This is a genomic window from Streptomyces sp. NEAU-174, from assembly GCF_052665095.1.
In genome coordinates this window covers 517092-532811 of the sequence record NZ_JBQTCE010000003.1, presented here as the reverse complement: position 1 = coordinate 532811, position 15720 = coordinate 517092, and the positions used below count along the sequence as shown (strand labels likewise).

The window sequence follows — 15720 nt, the reverse complement described above, 5'->3', positions numbered from 1 at the left end:
ACTTGACCACGCCCCTTCATCGTGTGCATTCTGCACACGATGAACTCACCTGTGGAAGGCGAAGCCATGTCCCGTGTCCCGGAACCCGAAGTGATCATCTGCGGCGCCGGTGCCGCCGGACTGACACTCGCCATCGATCTCGCCCGCAGAAATGTCGGCTTCCTGCTGATCGACAAGGCGGCCGGGCCCTTCAGGGGATCCCGGGGCAAGGGGATCCAGCCCCGCAGCCAGGAGGTGTTCGAGGACCTCGGCGTCATCGACCGGATCGTGGCCTCCGGCGGGGAGTACCCCGTACAGCGCTTCTACACGGACGAGGGGCCGGTCGACCGGTCCGCCGTCGAGCTGTCCGGCCCGACGCCGGCGGAGCCGTACCAAATACCCCTGCTGGTCCCGCAGTTCCTCACCGAGCGCTGTCTGCGCGAGCGGCTGGCCGAGTTCGGGCACGCCCCGCTGTACGGCCACGAGCTCATCGGCATCGACCAGGACGACGACGGCGTGTCCGCGCGGATCGCCACCCCGTCCGGGGAGCGGACCGTGCGCGCCGCCTATCTCGTGGGCGCCGACGGCGGATCGAGCTTCGTCCGCAAGTCCCTGGACATCGGCTTCCCCGGCCGGACGCTCGGCGTGCGGGCCGTCGTCGCCGACGTCCGCGCCGACGGCGTCTCCGCGGACGCCTGGCACCGCTGGGGCCACAGCACGGACGCGCAGATCTCGCTGTGCCCGCTGTACGGCACGGATATGTTCCAGTACCAGGGGCCCGTCCCCTTCGACGTGGACATCGACCTGTCGGCGGCGGGTCTGACCGCGCTCTTCCACGAGCGCACGGGCCGCACCGACATCGTCGTCCGCGAGGTGTCCTGGGCCTCCGTCTTCTCGATGAACGCCCGCCTGGCCGACACATATCGGCGGGGCCGGGTGCTCCTGACCGGTGACGCCGCCCACGTCCATCCGCCGACCGGCGGGCAGGGCCTCAACACCGGTGTGCAGGACGCGTACAACCTCGGGTGGAAGCTCGCCGCCGTCCTGGACGGCGCGCCGGACCCCCTCCTGACCAGCTACGAGCAGGAGCGCCGCCCCATCGCCGAGGCCGTGCTCGGCCTCTCCGAGCGGCTGCTGGAGGCCGCGAAGAGCCGCTTCACCAGCCGGGGCCGCGAGGTCAGCCAGCTCGACCTCGGCTATGTGGACTCGCCCCTCACGATCGCCGCCCCGCGCCGGGACAAGGGCCCGCTGGCGGGCGAACGCGCCCCCGACGCGCCCCTCACCGGCGCCGGAGGGCTCGACACCCGCCTCTTCAGCCTCTTCCAGGGGCCCCACTGGACCCTGCTGGGCTACGAAGCCGACCGCGCCGCCGCCCCGACCGCCCGCAAGGGCCTGCACATCCACACCACCGGCCCCCGCGGCGATCTGAACGACACCGGGGGCCACGTGCGTGACGCGTACGGCTTGGCGGCCGGGCAGTGGGTGCTCATCCGTCCAGACGGATACATAGCGGCTATCGCCGACACGACGGATCTCCACACCATCGAGGCCCACCTCGACGCCGTCGGGTTGCGCACCGGGGGTGCCTCACCCGGGTGGCGGTAGTCTCTGGGCCATGGCCACACGACGCCAGCGGCAGGTCACGCAGCGACGGCTGCATGAATCGATCATCGACCTCATCGCGATCATGAACCAGCCGCACCGGGACGAGATCCTCATCGCCGAAGCGGGCATCCAGCTCGACCGGGCGCTCTTCCCGCTGATCGTGGGCATCCACCGGTTCGCCCCGATCGGCGTGGTCGAGCTCGCCGACCGAGCGGGCCGCGACCACACCACGGTCAGCCGCCAGGTCGCGAAGCTCGCGGAGTTGGGTTTGGTGGAGCGTCGCCCCAGCGCGGAGGATCGCCGCGTGAAGGAAGCCCTCCTCACCGAGGAGGGGCGCCGCGTCATCGACGCGATCGACGCGGCGCGTGGTCGGCTCAACCAGCCGGTGTTCGAGCAGTGGAGCGACCGGGATCTGGTCGAGCTGGAACGCCTCATGCGGCGCTACGTGGACGACTTGGTCGGTTTGTCCGCGGCCGAAAAGGCCGCGGACGACCGCTGATCCTTAGGCCGTGCCGAGGTGGTCGAGCTGCCCTGCTTTGGCGCTGCGTATGAGGGCGTTGAGGGCGGTGGGGTTGGTGGTGAGGATGGTGTCGGGTTCGTCGCTCTCGCGGAGCCGGATGGTGGCGCTGTCGAGTGCGGAGATGTAGAGGCAGGCGTTTCCTTCGGAGCTGTACGAGGACTTTCGCCAGTCGCGAGCGGACAACTCATTCACCTTCCAGGGTGCTGACGATTTTCCGGATGAAGTCACGGGATTGGTTCTCTGGCAGAGCAACCGCCTCCATGCGATCCAGCACGACGCGGTACTTCTCCAGCTGGGCCGCTGCATCGAGGAGTTCGGAGCCATACTCCGCATCGAGTTGCACCGTGTCCAGCTGAGGGACAGGCCCGGCGGCGTAGCAAACGGACTGTCCCGAGCCCGGGAACGACCCGGCGTCGAAGGGGATCACCAGCACTTTGATGTGATCGCGTTCGCTCATGTCGAGGATGTGCTGGAGCTGTGCTCGTGCGATTTCCGGTCCGCCGAAACGCATCCGCAGGGCGGCCTCATGGACGATCGCCGTATAGGGCGTCGGCTTGTCCCGATAGAGGATGGCCTGGCGCTTTACGCGGTGCGAGACACGATGTTCCACGTCCGGGGGAGGCAAGGCAGGCACGGCCTGCCGGAAGATCTCCCGGGCGTGCTCGGACGTTTGCAGCAGGCCGGGGATGTGGGCGATGTACGCCGTACGCAGCGCCACGGCGTGGTGTTCGAGCTCGGCCAGGTCGAGCAACCCGGTGGGCAGGATTTCCCGGTACTCCTCCCACCAGCCGCGCTTGCGCTGTGCCGCCATGTCGATGAGCGCCGCGATCAGAGCTTCGTCCGCGCATGAGTAGTTCCGCGCGAGTGCTCGCAGCCGGTCCGCGCTGACTCCGAACCGGCTCGCCTCGATGTTGCTGATGGCCGTCTGATTGGTGCCGAGCAGGCGCCCGGCCTCGGTCGATGACAGACCGGCCCGCTCCCGGAGCCTGCGCAGCTCGGTGCCGAGGCGGAGTTGGCGTGCTGTCGGAACGCTTCTCTGAGGCATTCGCCGATTCTCTCTGCTCATGCGCAACAGGCGCGTCACTCACACGAGTGGTATACCAAGCACTTCGATTCGCGTCGTCGAATATCTTATGCGGACGAGGCTACGGTGTGGGCCGGGACACAGTCCAACTCCTCGCACCATATGGAGACTTCATGCCCACCCTTGCGCCGGAAACGCCGGAAAACCCCTGGTCCTACTCACTACGCCTGCCCCACGACCCCCGCGCCTCGGCCATCGCCCGCACTACCCTCCGTGCGGTCCTCGCCCGGCACGGGCTGGGCGAGTTCACCGACCCCGCGACCCTCGTGGCGAGCGAGATGGTCACCAACGCGTACCGCCACACCACCGGCCCGGCCGAAATGCGTATCCGCGCCGTGGAGGAGGGGCGTCTGCGGATCAGTGTGTGGGACACCAATCCGGACATCCCGCCGCCCTTCGACAAGCCCCCGGCCCTCTTCGACCGCTCGTCCGCCCTCGCGGAGGCCGCCGCGAACACCGAGGCCACCTACGGCCGGGGACTCCTCATCGTCCGGATCTGCGCCGACAACTGGGGCGGTTACGCCCTCGCCGACGAGCTCTTCGGGCGGAGCGGCAAGCTGCTCTGGTTCGAACTCGCACGGCAACACCCCTGCGACGCCTTCGAGATCGCCGCCTAACGCCCACGCCCACCGGGCGTCATCGCCGGTGGGAAGGAGTTCAGCTCCGGCTCCCCGTAGGACTCGTAGGGTTCGTCCTTCTCCTGGCTCGTGTCCGGGTCCATCGCGCAGGGCCCGCCGCTGCCCCCGCTGAGCCGCCGGAACTCCGCCTCCCACGTGATCCCGGTGCTGAAGCCGCCGTCGCGCTCGGCCTTAACGCTCCACTCCTCGAGCTGCTCGTCCTTGCCGAACCGCGTGATGCGCCACCCCTCCGCCTTGAGGTGATCCCGCACCCTGCGCAGCGCGGGCAGTGCCTCCGCCCGGTCCACCTTGCCGATCGACCACCCGTGGATCAGCTGGTACGCGCCTTCCACGGGCGGGTCGGCGAAGCTGAACAGGCCGTCCGGGTAGCAGTAGTTGGAGTCGTAGGTGTTGTGGTTGTCGATGTCGACGTAGCCGCCTTCGACGGTGCGGTTGATGCCGAGCGCGGCATAGGCGTCCCGGGAATACCCGGAGAGCCGGCGCGCCCGCTTCTCGGGGTCGACGTCGGGGTAGGTGGAGTCAACGCTCGCGTACGCGAGCCCCGCGAGTCCGGCCACGGCCAGGGCCAGCACGCTGGTGCACCCGACGCGCCACCCACTGCCGCCCCTTCCGGAGTCGGCGGGCGCCTCACTTTCGGTCATATACCGGACGGTAGGTCCCGGCCCCGGCGGCCCGGATCCGCGCGGCCGCTCATGACGGCCTAGGTACCGGTACTCACGTCAGGACGGTCGCGGAGAGGTCGCGCAGATCGTCGAAGGCCCGGAGGAGGTGCGCGTCCAGGCCCTGCTCGGGGTCGTCGAGCCAGGCCCCGGCCGCGTGGTGGAAGGTGGCCCAGCCGGTCTGGGCGGCCAGGTCGGCCAGCCGGTCGGCGACACCGCGCTGCCGAAGGGCCTCCGCAACGGCCTCGGTGAGGGACGCGGCCTTGGCCAGCTCGCGTTCGCGGAGTGTGGGCGTCGCGGCGATGATCGCCAGCCGTGGTTCGGAGAACGCGCGGTTCTCCTCGAGGATCCGTCCGGCCTTCCGGAAGGCGTGGAGCAGTACCTCGAGCGGGCGCAGACCGTCGGGCGCCTCGGCCACCTCGTGCATCAGCGTGGCGCGCAGATCGGCCTCGCCGTCGAAGAGCACCTCGCGCTTGTCCGGGAAGTGCCGGAAGAACGTGCGCTCGTTGACGCCCGCCCGGGCGGCGATCTCGGCGGTGGTCGTCCGGTCGAATCCGCGCTCCCGGTACAGCTCCAGGGCCGCCTGCTGAAGGCGGCGGCGCGCTTCTGCTCCGCTCCGTGGCACGCCTTGAGATTACCGCATATGCCAGTGACCGACACTTCGTTGCGCCAGTGACTGGCGCTACCGTAAGGTCAGTGACTGGCGCTAAGTGGCGTCAGTCACTGGCATTACGTGAGAGTGAGTCGCATGCATGTCTTTGTCACCGGTGGTTCCGGGCTGACCGGCCCCACCGTCGTCGCCGAGCTCGTCGCGGCCGGTCACACCGTCACCGGTCTGGCGCGCTCGGACACCGCCGCCGCCCGGCTGGAGTCGCTGGGCGCCGCCCCGCACCGCGGCTCGCTGGAGGACCTCGACAGTCTGCGGAGCGGCGCCGAGGCCGCCGATGGCGTCCTGCACATGGCCTTCGGCGGCGACTTCGCCGACCCCGACGACCTGGTGCGGCGCGATCGGACCGCGATCGAGGCGCTCGGGCGGGCGCTGGCGGGCTCGGGCAAGCCGTTCGTCTCCACCTCCGGCACGCTGGTCATGCCCGGTGGCCGGGAGAGCACCGAGAAGGACGAGCCCGACGTGGCGGGGATCGCGGGCTTCCGGGTTCCGGGCGAGCGGGCGTGCCTGGGGTTCGCCGCGCAGGGAGTGCGCGCGAGCGTGGTCCGGCTCGCTCCGACCGTCCATGGTCCGGGGGACTACGGCTTTATCGGCATGCTTGTCGCCACGGCTCGGGAGACCGGGGTCTCGGCCTATGTGGGGGACGGGGGGAATCGGTGGCCCGCGGTGCATCGGCGCGATGCGGCTGTCTTGTTCCGGCTGGCGCTGGAGAAGGGGCCGGCGGGGAGTGTGCTGCACGGGGTGGCCGAGAGTGGTGTGCGGTTCAAGAGCATTGCGGAATCGATCGGCCGGGGCCTTGGCCTGCCCACGGCCTCCCTGACGCCCGGCGAGGCGGCCACGCACTTCCCCAGCCCGGCCATAGCCACCTTCTTCGGCTTCGACGGGCCGGTCTCCAGCTCCCACACGCGGGAGTTGCTGGGCTGGGCGCCGACCCATGCGACCCTGCTCGAGGATGTGGAGCACGGCGACTACCTCGCCGCACCAGCCGCCTGACGCCTGCGGCGGGCTGCTCCCCTCCCCGCCCCTCCCCGAACCTGGGGCTCCGCCCCAGACCCCGCTCCTCAAACGCCGGAGGGGCTGGGAGGTGCCCCCGAGGGGCTGGGAGGTGGGGTTCTGCCCCATGTCCCGCTCCTCAAGCGCCGGAGGGGCTGGAAAGCGGGGCTTCGCCCCTGGGCCCCGAGGTCTGGGCGCTGAGGGCCCTGCCACGCGGTGGGGCCGCGTACGGATGCTGCTGGTGAAGCCCGGTCTGGGGTCTGGGGTGGAGCCCCGCCTCCCAGCCCCTCGGGGGGCACCTCCCAGCGGTAGCTGGGGGTGATTGAGGAGCGGGGCCTGGGGCAGCGCCCCAGTTTCGGGAAGGGGCGGGGAGGGGAGACAGCCCGCCGTAGGCGGCACGAGCCGTCGGACGCCCGCGGCGTCGGCGCTGCCTGCGTATGCGAACGGGCCGTCGGCTCCCGGCAAGGGGAGTCGACGGCCCGTTCAGCCGTCGTCGTTCGGTGCGGCCCGCCGCCAGGCGTCAGTGGCCGCCCGGGGCGCCCGCCGTGGCGGGCGGGAGGTCGGTCTGGACGCCCGGGTCGCCCGCGTCCGCCTTGTAGTCGGCGGAGGACGTCTCGTCCACGCCGTCCGGGGCCTTGACCGCCCGCAGGATCAGCGTCAGGACCACCGTGACCACCACGTTGAGCACGAAGGCGGTGAGGCCGATGTAGCCGATCTCGCCGATGCCGGGCACATCGGCGGTGTTGCCGAAGTGCTTCTGGGTGCCGCTCGGCGTGTCGTACGCCTTCCACGTTCCGTAGACCATGCCGACCGCCCAGCCCGCCAGCAGCGCCCAGCGGTGGAACCAGCGGGTGAACAGGCCGCCCACCAGGGCCGGGAAGGTCTGGAGGATCCAGATGCCGCCCAGCAGCTGGAAGTTGATCGCGACGGTCTTGTCCATGCCCAGCACGAAGATCAGCGCACCGACCTTCACCAGCAGCGAGACCAGCTTGGAGACCTTGGTCTCCTCCTCGGCCGTGGCGTTCGGCCGCAGGAAGTCCTTGTAGATGTTGCGGGTGAAGAGGTTCGCCGCGGCGATCGACATGATGGCCGCCGGGACGAGCGCGCCGATGCCGATCGCGGCGAAGGCGACGCCCGTGAACCAGTCGGGGAACATGTTCTCGAAGAGCTGGGGGATGGCCAGCTGGCCGTTCTCGACCTTCACCCCGGCGGCGATGGCCATGAAGCCCAGCAGCGCCAGCAGCCCCAGCATCAGCGAGTACAGCGGCAGGATCGTGGTGTTGCGGCGGATCACCTCACGGCTGCGGCTGGAGAGCGTCGCCGTGATCGAGTGCGGATACATGAACAGCGCGAGCGCCGAGCCCAGGGCCAGCGTGCCGTACGCCCATTGGCCCTCCGCGGCCGGCGCGAGCCCGCCCGCCCCGGCCTTGGTGAACTTGTCGTTCGCCGCGCTGAAGATGTCGTCGAAGCCACCCAGCTTGATCGGGATGTAGATGATCGCCACCGCGATGACGATGTAGATCAGGGTGTCCTTGACGAACGCGATCAGCGCGGGGGCGCGCAGACCCGAGGAGTAGGTGTACGCCGCGAGCACACCGAAGGCGATCAGCAGCGGCAGGTCCTTGATGAACCAGTTGGTGTTCTCGCCGCCGCCGACGCCCATCACGTCCAGCACCGCCTGGATGCCCACCAGTTGGAGGGCGATGTACGGCATGGTGGCGAGGATGCCGGTGATCGCGACGGCCAGCGAAAGACCCTTGGAGCCGAAGCGGCCGCGGACGAAGTCCGAGGTGGTGACGTACCCGTGCTTATGGGACACCGACCAGAGCCGGGGCAGGAAGGTGAAGATCAGCGGGTAGACCAGGATGGTGTACGGGACCGCGAAGAACCCGGCCGCGCCGGTCGCGTAGATCGCGGCCGGGACGGCGACGAAGGTGTACGCGGTGTACAGGTCGCCGCCGAGCAGGAACCAGGTGATCCAGGTGCCGAAGCTGCGGCCGCCCAGGCCCCACTCGTCGAGGTTGTTGGCGTTCTCGGCGGCGCGCCAGCGCGCGGCAAGGAAGCCCATGACCGTGACGGCCACGAAGAAGAAGATGAAGACGGCGAGCGCGACGCCGTTCACTCCGTTCATGCGGAGTCACCCCCCTTGCGCTCCCGCCGCTCACGGCGGACCAGGACGTAGGCGACCGAGGTCAGCACGGCCGAGACCGGCACCCAGAGCATCTGGTACCAGTAGAAGAACGGGATCCCGATGAAGGTCGGCTCGACCTTGCCGTACGAACCGACCCAGAGCATCCCGACAAACGGGGCAATCAGGCATAGAGCGGCCACGACGCGCGTGGGCGTCACGACCGGTCTCCTGCCGGGTGAAGCGGACGTGTCTGACATGTGGCGGGCTCCAGTCCCCTCGGCTCATCACCTGCGGCACAAGTCGATCACCTGGATCACAGCTGATCATTTGTGTAATGCGCAGGAAATCTAAGCCCGGGGCCCGGCGGCAGTCACTACCCGTCCGTATATCGGTATGAGAAAGATAGCCGGTCAGCCGTATCACGGCCCGGCCGGGACGGTGGCACTCCTCAGTCGTTCGGCCGCTGGAGCCGGGCCACGAACTTGTAGCGGTCCCCGCGGTAGACCGACCGCACCCACTCCACCGGCTCCCCGGACGCGTCCCGCGAATGCCGCGAGAGCATCAGCATCGGCAGCCCCACGTCGGTGCCCAGCAGCCCCGCCTCGCGCGGGGTGGCCAGCGAGGTCTCGATGGTCTCCTCGGCCTCGGCCAGCCGGACGTCGTACACCTCGGCCAGTGCCGTGTAGAGCGAGGTGTACTTCACCAGGCTGCGGCGCAGCGCGGGGAAGCGCTTGGCGGACAGATGGGTGGTCTCGATGGCCATCGGCTCACCGCTGGCCAGCCGCAGCCGCTCGATGCGCAGCACCCGCCCGCCGGCGGCGATGTCCAGCAGCCCGGAGAGCCGGTCGTCGGCGGTGACATAGCCGATGTCCAGCAGCTGGGAGGTCGGCTCCAGGCCCTGGGCCTTCATGTCCTCGGTGTACGAGGTGAGTTGCAGCGCCTGGGAGACCTTGGGCTTGGCCACGAACGTGCCCTTGCCCTGGATCCGCTCCAGGCGGCCCTCGACGACCAGCTCCTGGAGCGCCTGGCGCACGGTGGTGCGCGAGGTGTCGAACTCCGCGGCCAGGGTGCGCTCCGGTGGGACCGGGGTGCCCGGTGGCAGGGTCTCGGTCATCTCCAGCAAGTGGCGCTTGAGGCGGTAGTACTTCGGGACGCGCGCGGTGCGTGCCCCATTGGAGCCGTTGCCGTCGCTCTCGGCCGTCGTGGTGGCCGCCGCTGCCGCCGTTGCCCCCTCGGTCTCCATCGCGCGCCCTCTCCGACTCCTGGTCCGCTGCCGTCACCGGCGTCCGTCTCCGTCACCGGTCTCCTGAAGAATCCAGCGCCTCACATCGTGGCACGGTCCCGGCTCCGGGCGGTCCGCCGGTCCGGATGTCGGGAAGTGTCGGTCCGGTAACGGAGCCTCCGGTGACTCTTATACACCCTTGACACCCCAAAAGGTCTAGGCCAAGCTGCGGGCACTGGTCTGGACCATTAAACCCCTGATCCGGCCTTCTGAGGAGAGTGCTGTGAAGCGTGGGCTCATAGCGGCGACGGGTGTCGCGGCAATGCTGGTATCCGTCGCGGCCTGTGGGTCCGACGGCGATGACGACAAGGCCGGAGCGGACGGTTTTAAGGGGCAGACGCTCACCGTCTGGGCGATGGACGGCTCCACGCCGGACGGCTGGACGAAGGATGTCAAGGCCGCTTTCGAGAAGAAGACGGGCGCCAAGCTGAAGCTGGAGATCCAGCAGTGGAACGGCATTCAGCAGAAGGTGACCACCGCGCTCTCGGAATCCGACCCGCCGGATGTGCTGGAGATCGGCAACACCCAGACCCCGTCGTACGCGCAGACCGGCGGGCTGGCCGAACTCGGTGATCTGAAGAAGTCGATCGGCGCCGACTGGTCGGAGTCGATCAACAAGTCCGCGGTCTACGACGGCAAGCAGTACGCGGCGCCGTGGTACGCGGCCAACCGGGTCGTCCTCTACAACAAGAAGATCTGGGCCGAGGCGGGGATCAAGGACACCCCCAAGACCCGTACCGAGTTCTTCCAGGACCTCGACGCCATCAAGAAGAAGACCGACGCCGAGCCCATCTATCTGCCGGGCCAGAACTGGTACTTCTTCGACGGGCTGACCATCGGCACCGGCGCCGACCTGGTGAAGAAGGACGGCGACAAGTGGGTCTCCAACCTCGCCGACCCCAAGGTCGGCAAGGCCATGGACATCTACAAGCAGTACCAGTCCTTCAGCAAGGCCCCCAAGGACAAGGACGAGGCCACCCCGCAGCAGGGCGAGGTCTTCGCCAAGGGCAAGACCGGCGCCTTCATCGGCATGGGCTGGGAGGCCGGGATCGCCATCAAGGCGAACCCGAAGATCGAGAAGGACATCGGCTACTTCACCATCCCGGGCGAGACCGCGGGCAAGCCGGAGGGCGTCTTCCTCGGCGGCTCCAACCTCGCGGTCGCCGCGGGCAGCGAGAAGCAGGAACTGGCCAAGGAGTTCCTGAAGATCGCGCTCAATGACACCTACGAGGGACAGCTCGCCAAGGAAGGCGGTGTCATCCCCAACAAGGAGTCGCTCCAGGCGCAGCTCAAGGGCAACCCCGCCGGGCAGGCGGCCGCCCCGGCCGCCGCGACCGGCGGCACCACCCCGCTGATCCCCGAATGGGCCGCGGTGGAGAACGCCCCCAACCCCATCAAGACCTATATGACCTCCGTGCTCAACGGTAAGTCGCCCGCCGAGGCGGCCAAGTCGGTCGAGGACGAGATGAACAAGCGCCTCAGCCAGGAGCGTTGAGCCCGATGGCCGTAGCGACCGAACGCCAGGACCCCGGCCCGGCGGCGGCCGGGGTCCGCCGGGGCGGGGCACCGCCGCGGCCTGGCCGCCCGGCCCCGGGCCCCGCCGGGCGCGCACGGCTGACCGGCGCCGCCCCGTACCTCCTGCTGCTGCCCGCGCTGGTGGCGACCGTGCTGCTGCTGGGCTGGCCGCTGGTCAAGGACGGCCTGCTGTCGTTCCAGAACCTCAATATGCGGCAGCTGATCCAGCACCTCACCGAGTGGAACGGGGTCGACAACTACCGCGAGGCGCTGACCAGCGAGGACTTCTGGCGGGTCACCCTCCGGTCGGTGATCTTCACCGCGGTCAACGTCGTACTGATCATGCTGCTCGGCACCCTGGTCGGACTGCTGCTGGCCCGCCTCGGCAGCAAGATGCGGCTGCTGCTCTCGGTCGGCCTGGTGCTGGCCTGGGCCATGCCGACCATCGCCGCCACCACCGTCTTCCAGTGGCTCTTCGCCACCCGCTTCGGAGTGGTCAACTGGGTGCTGGACGCGCTCGGCTGGCACTCCATGGCGCACTACAACTGGACCGGCGGCCAGTTCTCCACGTTCTTCGTCATCACCGTGCTGATCGTCTGGCAGTCGATCCCCTTCGTGGCGATCAACCTCTACGCCGCGACCACCACCATCCCCGGTGAGCTCTACGAGGCGGCCGCGCTCGACGGCGCCGGCGGCTGGAAGAGCTTCACCTCGGTGACCTTCCCCTTCCTCAAGCCGTTCCTGCTGGCCACGACGTTCCTCGAAGTCATCTGGGTCTTCAAGGCGTTCGCCCAGGTCTTCGCGATCAACGAGGGCGGCCCCGACCGGCTCACCGAGACCCTCCCCGTCTACGCCTTCATCGAGGGCGTCGGCAACCAGCACTACGGCATGGGCGCCGCGATCTCGCTGCTGACCATCGCGGTCCTGCTGGCGCTGACCTCCTACTACCTCCGGATCGTGCTCAGGCAAGAGGAGGACGAGCTGTGAAGCGCTCGCCGCTCGCCCGGCTGTGGCCCAACGCGACCGCCGTCGTGCTCTTTCTCGGCTTCGCGTTCCCCGTCTACTGGATGTTCAGCACGGCCTTCAAGCCGACCTCGGACATCATCTCCGAGGACCCGGTGTGGTTCCCGACCAGCGCCACGCTCGAACACTTCCAGAAGGCCATGGACGCGGAGCACTTCTGGACCCTGGTGGGCAACTCGCTCACCGTCACCCTCTCGGCGGTCGGCCTCTCCCTGCTGATCGCGCTGCTCGCGTCGTTCGCCCTGGCCCGGATGCGGTTCAAGGGGCGCCGCGGCTTCCTGGTGACGTTCATGATCGCGCAGATGGCGCCCTGGGAGGTCCTGGTCATCGCCATCTACATGCTGGTGCGCGACGGCGACATGCTGAACAGCCTGCTTCCGCTGACCCTGTTCTACATGGTCATGGTGCTGCCCTTCACCATCCTCACGCTCCGCGCCTATGTGGCCGCGATCCCCAAGGAGCTGGAGGAGTCGGCGATGGTGGACGGCTGCACCCGTCCGCAGGCGTTCATCCGGGTGATCTTCCCGCTGCTCGCCCCCGGCCTGATGGCCACCTCGCTCTTCGGCTTCATCACGGCCTGGAACGAATTCCCGCTCGTGCTCATCCTGAACAAGGATCCGGGCGCCCAGACGCTTCCGCTGTGGCTGTCCAGCTTCCAGACCGCCTTCGGCGACGACTGGGGTGCCACCATGGCGGCGGCGTCGCTGTTCGCCATCCCGATCCTGCTCCTGTTCCTGTTTCTGCAACGCAAGGCGGTCGGTGGGCTCACTTCCGGCGCTGTGAAGGGATGATCCCGGTTTATGACGACCCTCGCACACGACTCGGCCACCCTCACCCGCGACGCTCTCACGGTTCTCCAGCCCGGCTTCACCGGAACCACCGCCCCCGACTGGGTGCTGCGGCGGCTCGGTGAGGGGCTCGCCTCCGTCGGCCTGTTCGGCCGGAACATCGCCACCCCCGAGCAGCTGGGCGCCCTCACCGCCCAGCTGCGCGCCGAGCGCGACGACGTGCTGGTGGCGATCGACGAGGAGGGCGGCGACGTCACCCGGCTGGAGGTGCGCACCGGCTCCTCCTTCCCCGGCAACCTGGCGCTCGGCGCCGTCGACGACCCGGAGCTGACCCGCGCCGTCGCCCGCGAGCTGGGCCGCCGCCTCGCCGAATGCGGGGTCAACCTCAACTGGGCGCCCTCCGCCGACGTCAACTCCAACCCCGACAACCCCGTCATCGGCGTGCGCTCCTTCGGCGCCGAGCCGGAGCTCGTGGCCCGGCACACCGCCGCGTACATCGAGGGCCTCCAGGGCGCCGGGGTGGCCGCCTGCACCAAGCACTTCCCCGGCCACGGCGACACCGCCGTCGACTCCCACCACGCCCTGCCGCGCATCGACGCGGGGCTCGACACCCTGACCGCCCGTGAGCTGGTGCCCTTCCGCGCCGCCGTCGCCGCCGGGACCAAGGCCGTGATGAGCGCGCACATCCTGCTGCCCGTGCTCGACCCCGACCTGCCCGCCACCCTCAGCCCCGCCGCGCTGCACGGCCTGCTGCGCCGGCCGGTGGCCGACGGCGGACTCGGCTTCGACGGGATGATCGTCACCGACGGCATGGAGATGCGGGCCATCGCCGACGCGTACGGCATCGAGCGCGGCAGCGTCCTGGCGATCGCCGCGGGCGCCGACGCCATCTGCGTGGGCGGCGGGCTCGCCGACGAGGGCACCGTGCTGCGGCTGCGCGACGCGCTGGTCACCGCCGTCATCGAGGGGCGGCTGGCGGAGGAGCGGCTGGCCGAGGCGGCGGCGCGGGTGCGCGCCCTGGGGGAGTGGACGCGCCGTTCCGGAGGACCGCGCGCGGCGCACGGCATCGAGCCCGCCGCGGGGGTGGGGCTCGCCGCCGCGCGCCGGGCGCTCAGAGTCACCCCGGCCGGGTCCGCGTCCTCGACCTCGTCCGCGTCCTCGTCCGCGTCCTCGACCTCGTCCTCGTTCTCGTACGAGCCGGTGACCGGACCCGCCTACGTGGCCGCCTTCACCCCGGTGGCCAACATCGCCGTCGGCGAGGAGACCCCCTGGGGCGTCGGCGCCGAACTGGCCCGGCTGCGCCCCGGCACCGGGGCCGCCACCTACGGGCGGCAGGACGCCGACACCCTGGGCATCCATGGCCTGATCGAAAATATGCTCGACACCGCGGGGGACCGTAGGATCGTCGCTGTGGTCCGCGATGTCCACCGCCACCCCTGGATGGCCGACGCGCTGGACGCCCTGCTCGCCGCCCGGCCGGAGACGGTCGTCGTGGAGATGGGGGTGCCCCAGGCGCCGCCCGCCGGGGCGCTGCACATCGCGACCCACGGCGCCGCCCGGGTGTGTGGCCGGGCGGCCGCGGAAGTGATCGTCGGCAACGGCGCCGGTGACCACCCCGGGGGCTGACTCCTCAGCCCCCTCGGCCCAGCCCGGCACATCAGCCACCTGGAGGCACCCAGCATGTCCGCCACGACGACGGCCCAGCGCAGCGACCAGCCGGGCCGGATCATGTCCGGCGAGATGGCCGAGCAGCCCGCCGTGCTGCGCCGCATCCTCGACCAGGGCGCCCCGAGGATCCGCGAGGTCGCGGAGCAGATCGCCGCCCGCAACCCGCGCTTCGTCCTGCTCACCGCCCGGGGCACCTCGGACAACGCGGCGCTGTACGCCAAGTACCTGCTCGAGGTCCTGCTCGGCAAGCCGTGCGGGCTGACCTCCATGTCCACCACCACCGCGTACGGCGCGCAGCCCGACCTCACCGACGTGCTGGTGATCACCGTCAGCCAGTCCGGCGGCTCCCCGGACCTGGTGGCCTCCACCGAGGCCGCCCGCGCGGCCGGTGCGATCACCCTCGCGGTGACCAACAACGCCGACTCGCCGCTCGCGGCCGTCTCCGAATTCCACATCGACGTCCTGGCCGGGCCGGAGAAGGCGCTGCCCGCGACCAAGACCTACACCGCCGAACTGCTCGCCCTCTACCTCTTCGTGGAGGGGCTGCGCGGCGGCGACGGCGCGGCCGCCAAGGTGCTGCCCGACCTCGCCCAGCAGATCCTCGACCGCCAGGACGAGGTCCGGCAGCTCGCGGCGCGCTACCGCTTCGCCGAGCGGATGGTCCTCACCTCCCGGGGCTACGGCTACCCGACCGCCAAGGAAGCCGCCCTGAAGCTGATGGAGACCAGCTACATCCCGGCGCTCTCCTACTCCGGCGCCGATCTGCTGCACGGCCCGCTGGCCATGGTCGACAACATCTCGCCGGTGATCGCGATCGTCACCGAGGGCAAGGGCGGCCAGGCGCTCCAGCCGGTCCTGGAGCGGCTGCGCGGCCGGGGCGCGGACCTGGTGGTCATCGGGAGCGCGTCGGAGGTGGAGCGGGCCTCGGCGGGGTTCGCCCTGCCGACGGACGGGGTCGCCGAGGAGGTTCAGCCCATCCTGGAGATCCTGCCGCTCCAGATGCTGGCGTACGAGGTGACGATCGCGCGCGGGCAGGACCCGGACGCGCCGCGGGCGCTGGCGAAGGTGACGGAGACCCGCTGAGCCTTGCGGCGGGGGCCCACTGAGCCCTGCGGCGGAGACCGCTGAGGCACACAGAAAGAGGCTCCCGCGGCCTTCGAGAGGCGCG

The 15720-nt window shown here is 70.0% G+C and carries 16 protein-coding genes; 9 read left to right on the top strand and 7 right to left on the bottom strand.

Going from position 1 to position 15720, the window contains the following annotated elements; translation table 11 throughout:
* The first annotated feature begins 66 nt into the window (after window positions 1-66).
* Both ACT2CW_RS11740 and ACT2CW_RS11735 read left to right on the top strand, forming a co-directional pair.
* On the top strand, window positions 67-1584 hold the full coding sequence (locus ACT2CW_RS11740) for an FAD-dependent oxidoreductase (protein WP_445516489.1): 1518 nt from the start codon (window positions 67-69) through the stop codon (window positions 1582-1584).
* 10 nt (window positions 1585-1594) lie between these two features.
* Window positions 1595-2083: a MarR family winged helix-turn-helix transcriptional regulator gene (locus ACT2CW_RS11735; protein WP_182469131.1), complete on the top strand. Its 489-nt coding sequence runs from the start codon at window positions 1595-1597 to the stop codon at window positions 2081-2083.
* A 3-nt stretch (window positions 2084-2086) separates the two neighbouring features.
* Here the strand turns inward: ACT2CW_RS11735 and ACT2CW_RS11730 are convergent, their stop codons facing one another.
* On the bottom strand, window positions 2087-2296 hold the full coding sequence (locus ACT2CW_RS11730; RefSeq protein ID WP_445516488.1) for a DUF397 domain-containing protein: 210 nt from the start codon (window positions 2294-2296) through the stop codon (window positions 2087-2089).
* Window positions 2289-3149 (bottom strand): helix-turn-helix domain-containing protein, encoded by an 861-nt coding sequence (locus tag ACT2CW_RS11725; protein ID WP_445516487.1) that lies wholly within the window; start codon window positions 3147-3149, stop codon window positions 2289-2291. The genes ACT2CW_RS11730 and ACT2CW_RS11725 overlap by 8 nt, the downstream gene beginning before the upstream one ends.
* A 152-nt stretch (window positions 3150-3301) precedes the next feature.
* Between ACT2CW_RS11725 and ACT2CW_RS11720 the strand changes: the two genes are divergently transcribed.
* Window positions 3302-3805, top strand: coding sequence for an ATP-binding protein (locus ACT2CW_RS11720; RefSeq protein WP_445516486.1), 504 nt, complete (start codon window positions 3302-3304; stop codon window positions 3803-3805).
* Here the strand turns inward: ACT2CW_RS11720 and ACT2CW_RS11715 are convergent.
* Window positions 3802-4467 carry a hypothetical protein gene (locus ACT2CW_RS11715; RefSeq protein ID WP_445516485.1) on the bottom strand — a complete coding sequence of 222 codons (666 nt, stop codon included), beginning with the start codon at window positions 4465-4467 and terminating at the stop codon, window positions 3802-3804. The two genes, ACT2CW_RS11720 and ACT2CW_RS11715, sit on opposite strands and share 4 nt — an antisense overlap.
* A gap of 73 nt (window positions 4468-4540) precedes the next feature.
* Complete coding sequence (locus ACT2CW_RS11710; RefSeq protein WP_414082941.1) at window positions 4541-5110, bottom strand: TetR family transcriptional regulator; 570 nt, start codon at window positions 5108-5110, stop codon at window positions 4541-4543.
* 123 nt (window positions 5111-5233) lie between these two features.
* Here ACT2CW_RS11710 and ACT2CW_RS11705 point away from each other — a divergent pair, with 123 nt between their 5' ends.
* Window positions 5234-6145, top strand: coding sequence for an SDR family oxidoreductase (locus tag ACT2CW_RS11705; RefSeq protein WP_445516484.1), 912 nt, complete (start codon window positions 5234-5236; stop codon window positions 6143-6145).
* Between the two features lie 520 nt (window positions 6146-6665).
* Here ACT2CW_RS11705 and mctP read toward each other — a convergent pair.
* From mctP to ACT2CW_RS11690, 3 genes are all read right to left on the bottom strand, one after another.
* Window positions 6666-8276 carry a monocarboxylate uptake permease MctP gene (gene mctP / locus ACT2CW_RS11700; RefSeq protein ID WP_164436458.1) on the bottom strand — a complete coding sequence of 537 codons (1611 nt, stop codon included), beginning with the start codon at window positions 8274-8276 and terminating at the stop codon, window positions 6666-6668.
* Window positions 8273-8533, bottom strand: coding sequence for a DUF3311 domain-containing protein (locus ACT2CW_RS11695; RefSeq protein ID WP_164436459.1), 261 nt, complete (start codon window positions 8531-8533; stop codon window positions 8273-8275). Before ACT2CW_RS11695 ends, mctP begins: the two co-directional genes overlap by 4 nt.
* 191 nt (window positions 8534-8724) lie before the next feature.
* Window positions 8725-9519: a GntR family transcriptional regulator gene (locus ACT2CW_RS11690; RefSeq protein WP_037962893.1), complete on the bottom strand. Its 795-nt coding sequence runs from the start codon at window positions 9517-9519 to the stop codon at window positions 8725-8727.
* A gap of 262 nt (window positions 9520-9781) precedes the next feature.
* Between ACT2CW_RS11690 and ACT2CW_RS11685 the strand changes: the two genes are divergently transcribed.
* From ACT2CW_RS11685 to ACT2CW_RS11665, 5 genes are read left to right on the top strand one after another with little or no spacing between them, the layout of a single operon-like run.
* Window positions 9782-11053 (top strand): extracellular solute-binding protein, encoded by a 1272-nt coding sequence (locus tag ACT2CW_RS11685; protein WP_445516483.1) that lies wholly within the window; start codon window positions 9782-9784, stop codon window positions 11051-11053.
* A gap of 5 nt (window positions 11054-11058) precedes the next feature.
* Complete coding sequence (locus ACT2CW_RS11680) at window positions 11059-12060, top strand: carbohydrate ABC transporter permease (RefSeq protein WP_164436462.1); 1002 nt, start codon at window positions 11059-11061, stop codon at window positions 12058-12060.
* On the top strand, window positions 12057-12887 hold the full coding sequence (locus ACT2CW_RS11675) for a carbohydrate ABC transporter permease (protein WP_164436464.1): 831 nt from the start codon (window positions 12057-12059) through the stop codon (window positions 12885-12887). Before ACT2CW_RS11680 ends, ACT2CW_RS11675 begins: the two co-directional genes overlap by 4 nt.
* 9 nt (window positions 12888-12896) lie before the next feature.
* Window positions 12897-14510, top strand: coding sequence for a glycoside hydrolase family 3 protein (locus tag ACT2CW_RS11670; RefSeq protein WP_445516482.1), 1614 nt, complete (start codon window positions 12897-12899; stop codon window positions 14508-14510).
* A 54-nt stretch (window positions 14511-14564) separates the two neighbouring features.
* Entirely contained in the window at window positions 14565-15635 is a 1071-nt protein-coding gene (locus ACT2CW_RS11665; RefSeq protein WP_445516481.1) for an SIS domain-containing protein, read from the top strand.
* Window positions 15636-15720: the final 85 nt, after the last annotated feature.

Bases quoted from the DNA above. Each gene is read 5' to 3' on its own strand.
- ACT2CW_RS11705 (WP_445516484.1), top strand. From the start codon at position 5,234: ATGCATGTCTTTGTCACCGGTGGTTCCGGGCTGACCGGCCCCACCGTC.
- mctP (WP_164436458.1), bottom strand. From the start codon at position 8,276: ATGAACGGAGTGAACGGCGTCGCGCTCGCCGTCTTCATCTTCTTCTTC.
- ACT2CW_RS11735 (WP_182469131.1), top strand. From the start codon at position 1,595: ATGGCCACACGACGCCAGCGGCAGGTCACGCAGCGACGGCTGCATGAA.
- ACT2CW_RS11740 (WP_445516489.1), top strand. From the start codon at position 67: ATGTCCCGTGTCCCGGAACCCGAAGTGATCATCTGCGGCGCCGGTGCC.
- ACT2CW_RS11715 (WP_445516485.1), bottom strand. From the start codon at position 4,467: ATGACCGAAAGTGAGGCGCCCGCCGACTCCGGAAGGGGCGGCAGTGGG.
- ACT2CW_RS11680 (WP_164436462.1), top strand. From the start codon at position 11,059: ATGGCCGTAGCGACCGAACGCCAGGACCCCGGCCCGGCGGCGGCCGGG.
- ACT2CW_RS11720 (WP_445516486.1), top strand. From the start codon at position 3,302: ATGCCCACCCTTGCGCCGGAAACGCCGGAAAACCCCTGGTCCTACTCA.
- ACT2CW_RS11665 (WP_445516481.1), top strand. From the start codon at position 14,565: ATGTCCGCCACGACGACGGCCCAGCGCAGCGACCAGCCGGGCCGGATC.
- ACT2CW_RS11670 (WP_445516482.1), top strand. From the start codon at position 12,897: ATGACGACCCTCGCACACGACTCGGCCACCCTCACCCGCGACGCTCTC.
- ACT2CW_RS11725 (WP_445516487.1), bottom strand. From the start codon at position 3,149: ATGCCTCAGAGAAGCGTTCCGACAGCACGCCAACTCCGCCTCGGCACC.
- ACT2CW_RS11695 (WP_164436459.1), bottom strand. From the start codon at position 8,533: ATGTCAGACACGTCCGCTTCACCCGGCAGGAGACCGGTCGTGACGCCC.
- ACT2CW_RS11690 (WP_037962893.1), bottom strand. From the start codon at position 9,519: ATGGAGACCGAGGGGGCAACGGCGGCAGCGGCGGCCACCACGACGGCC.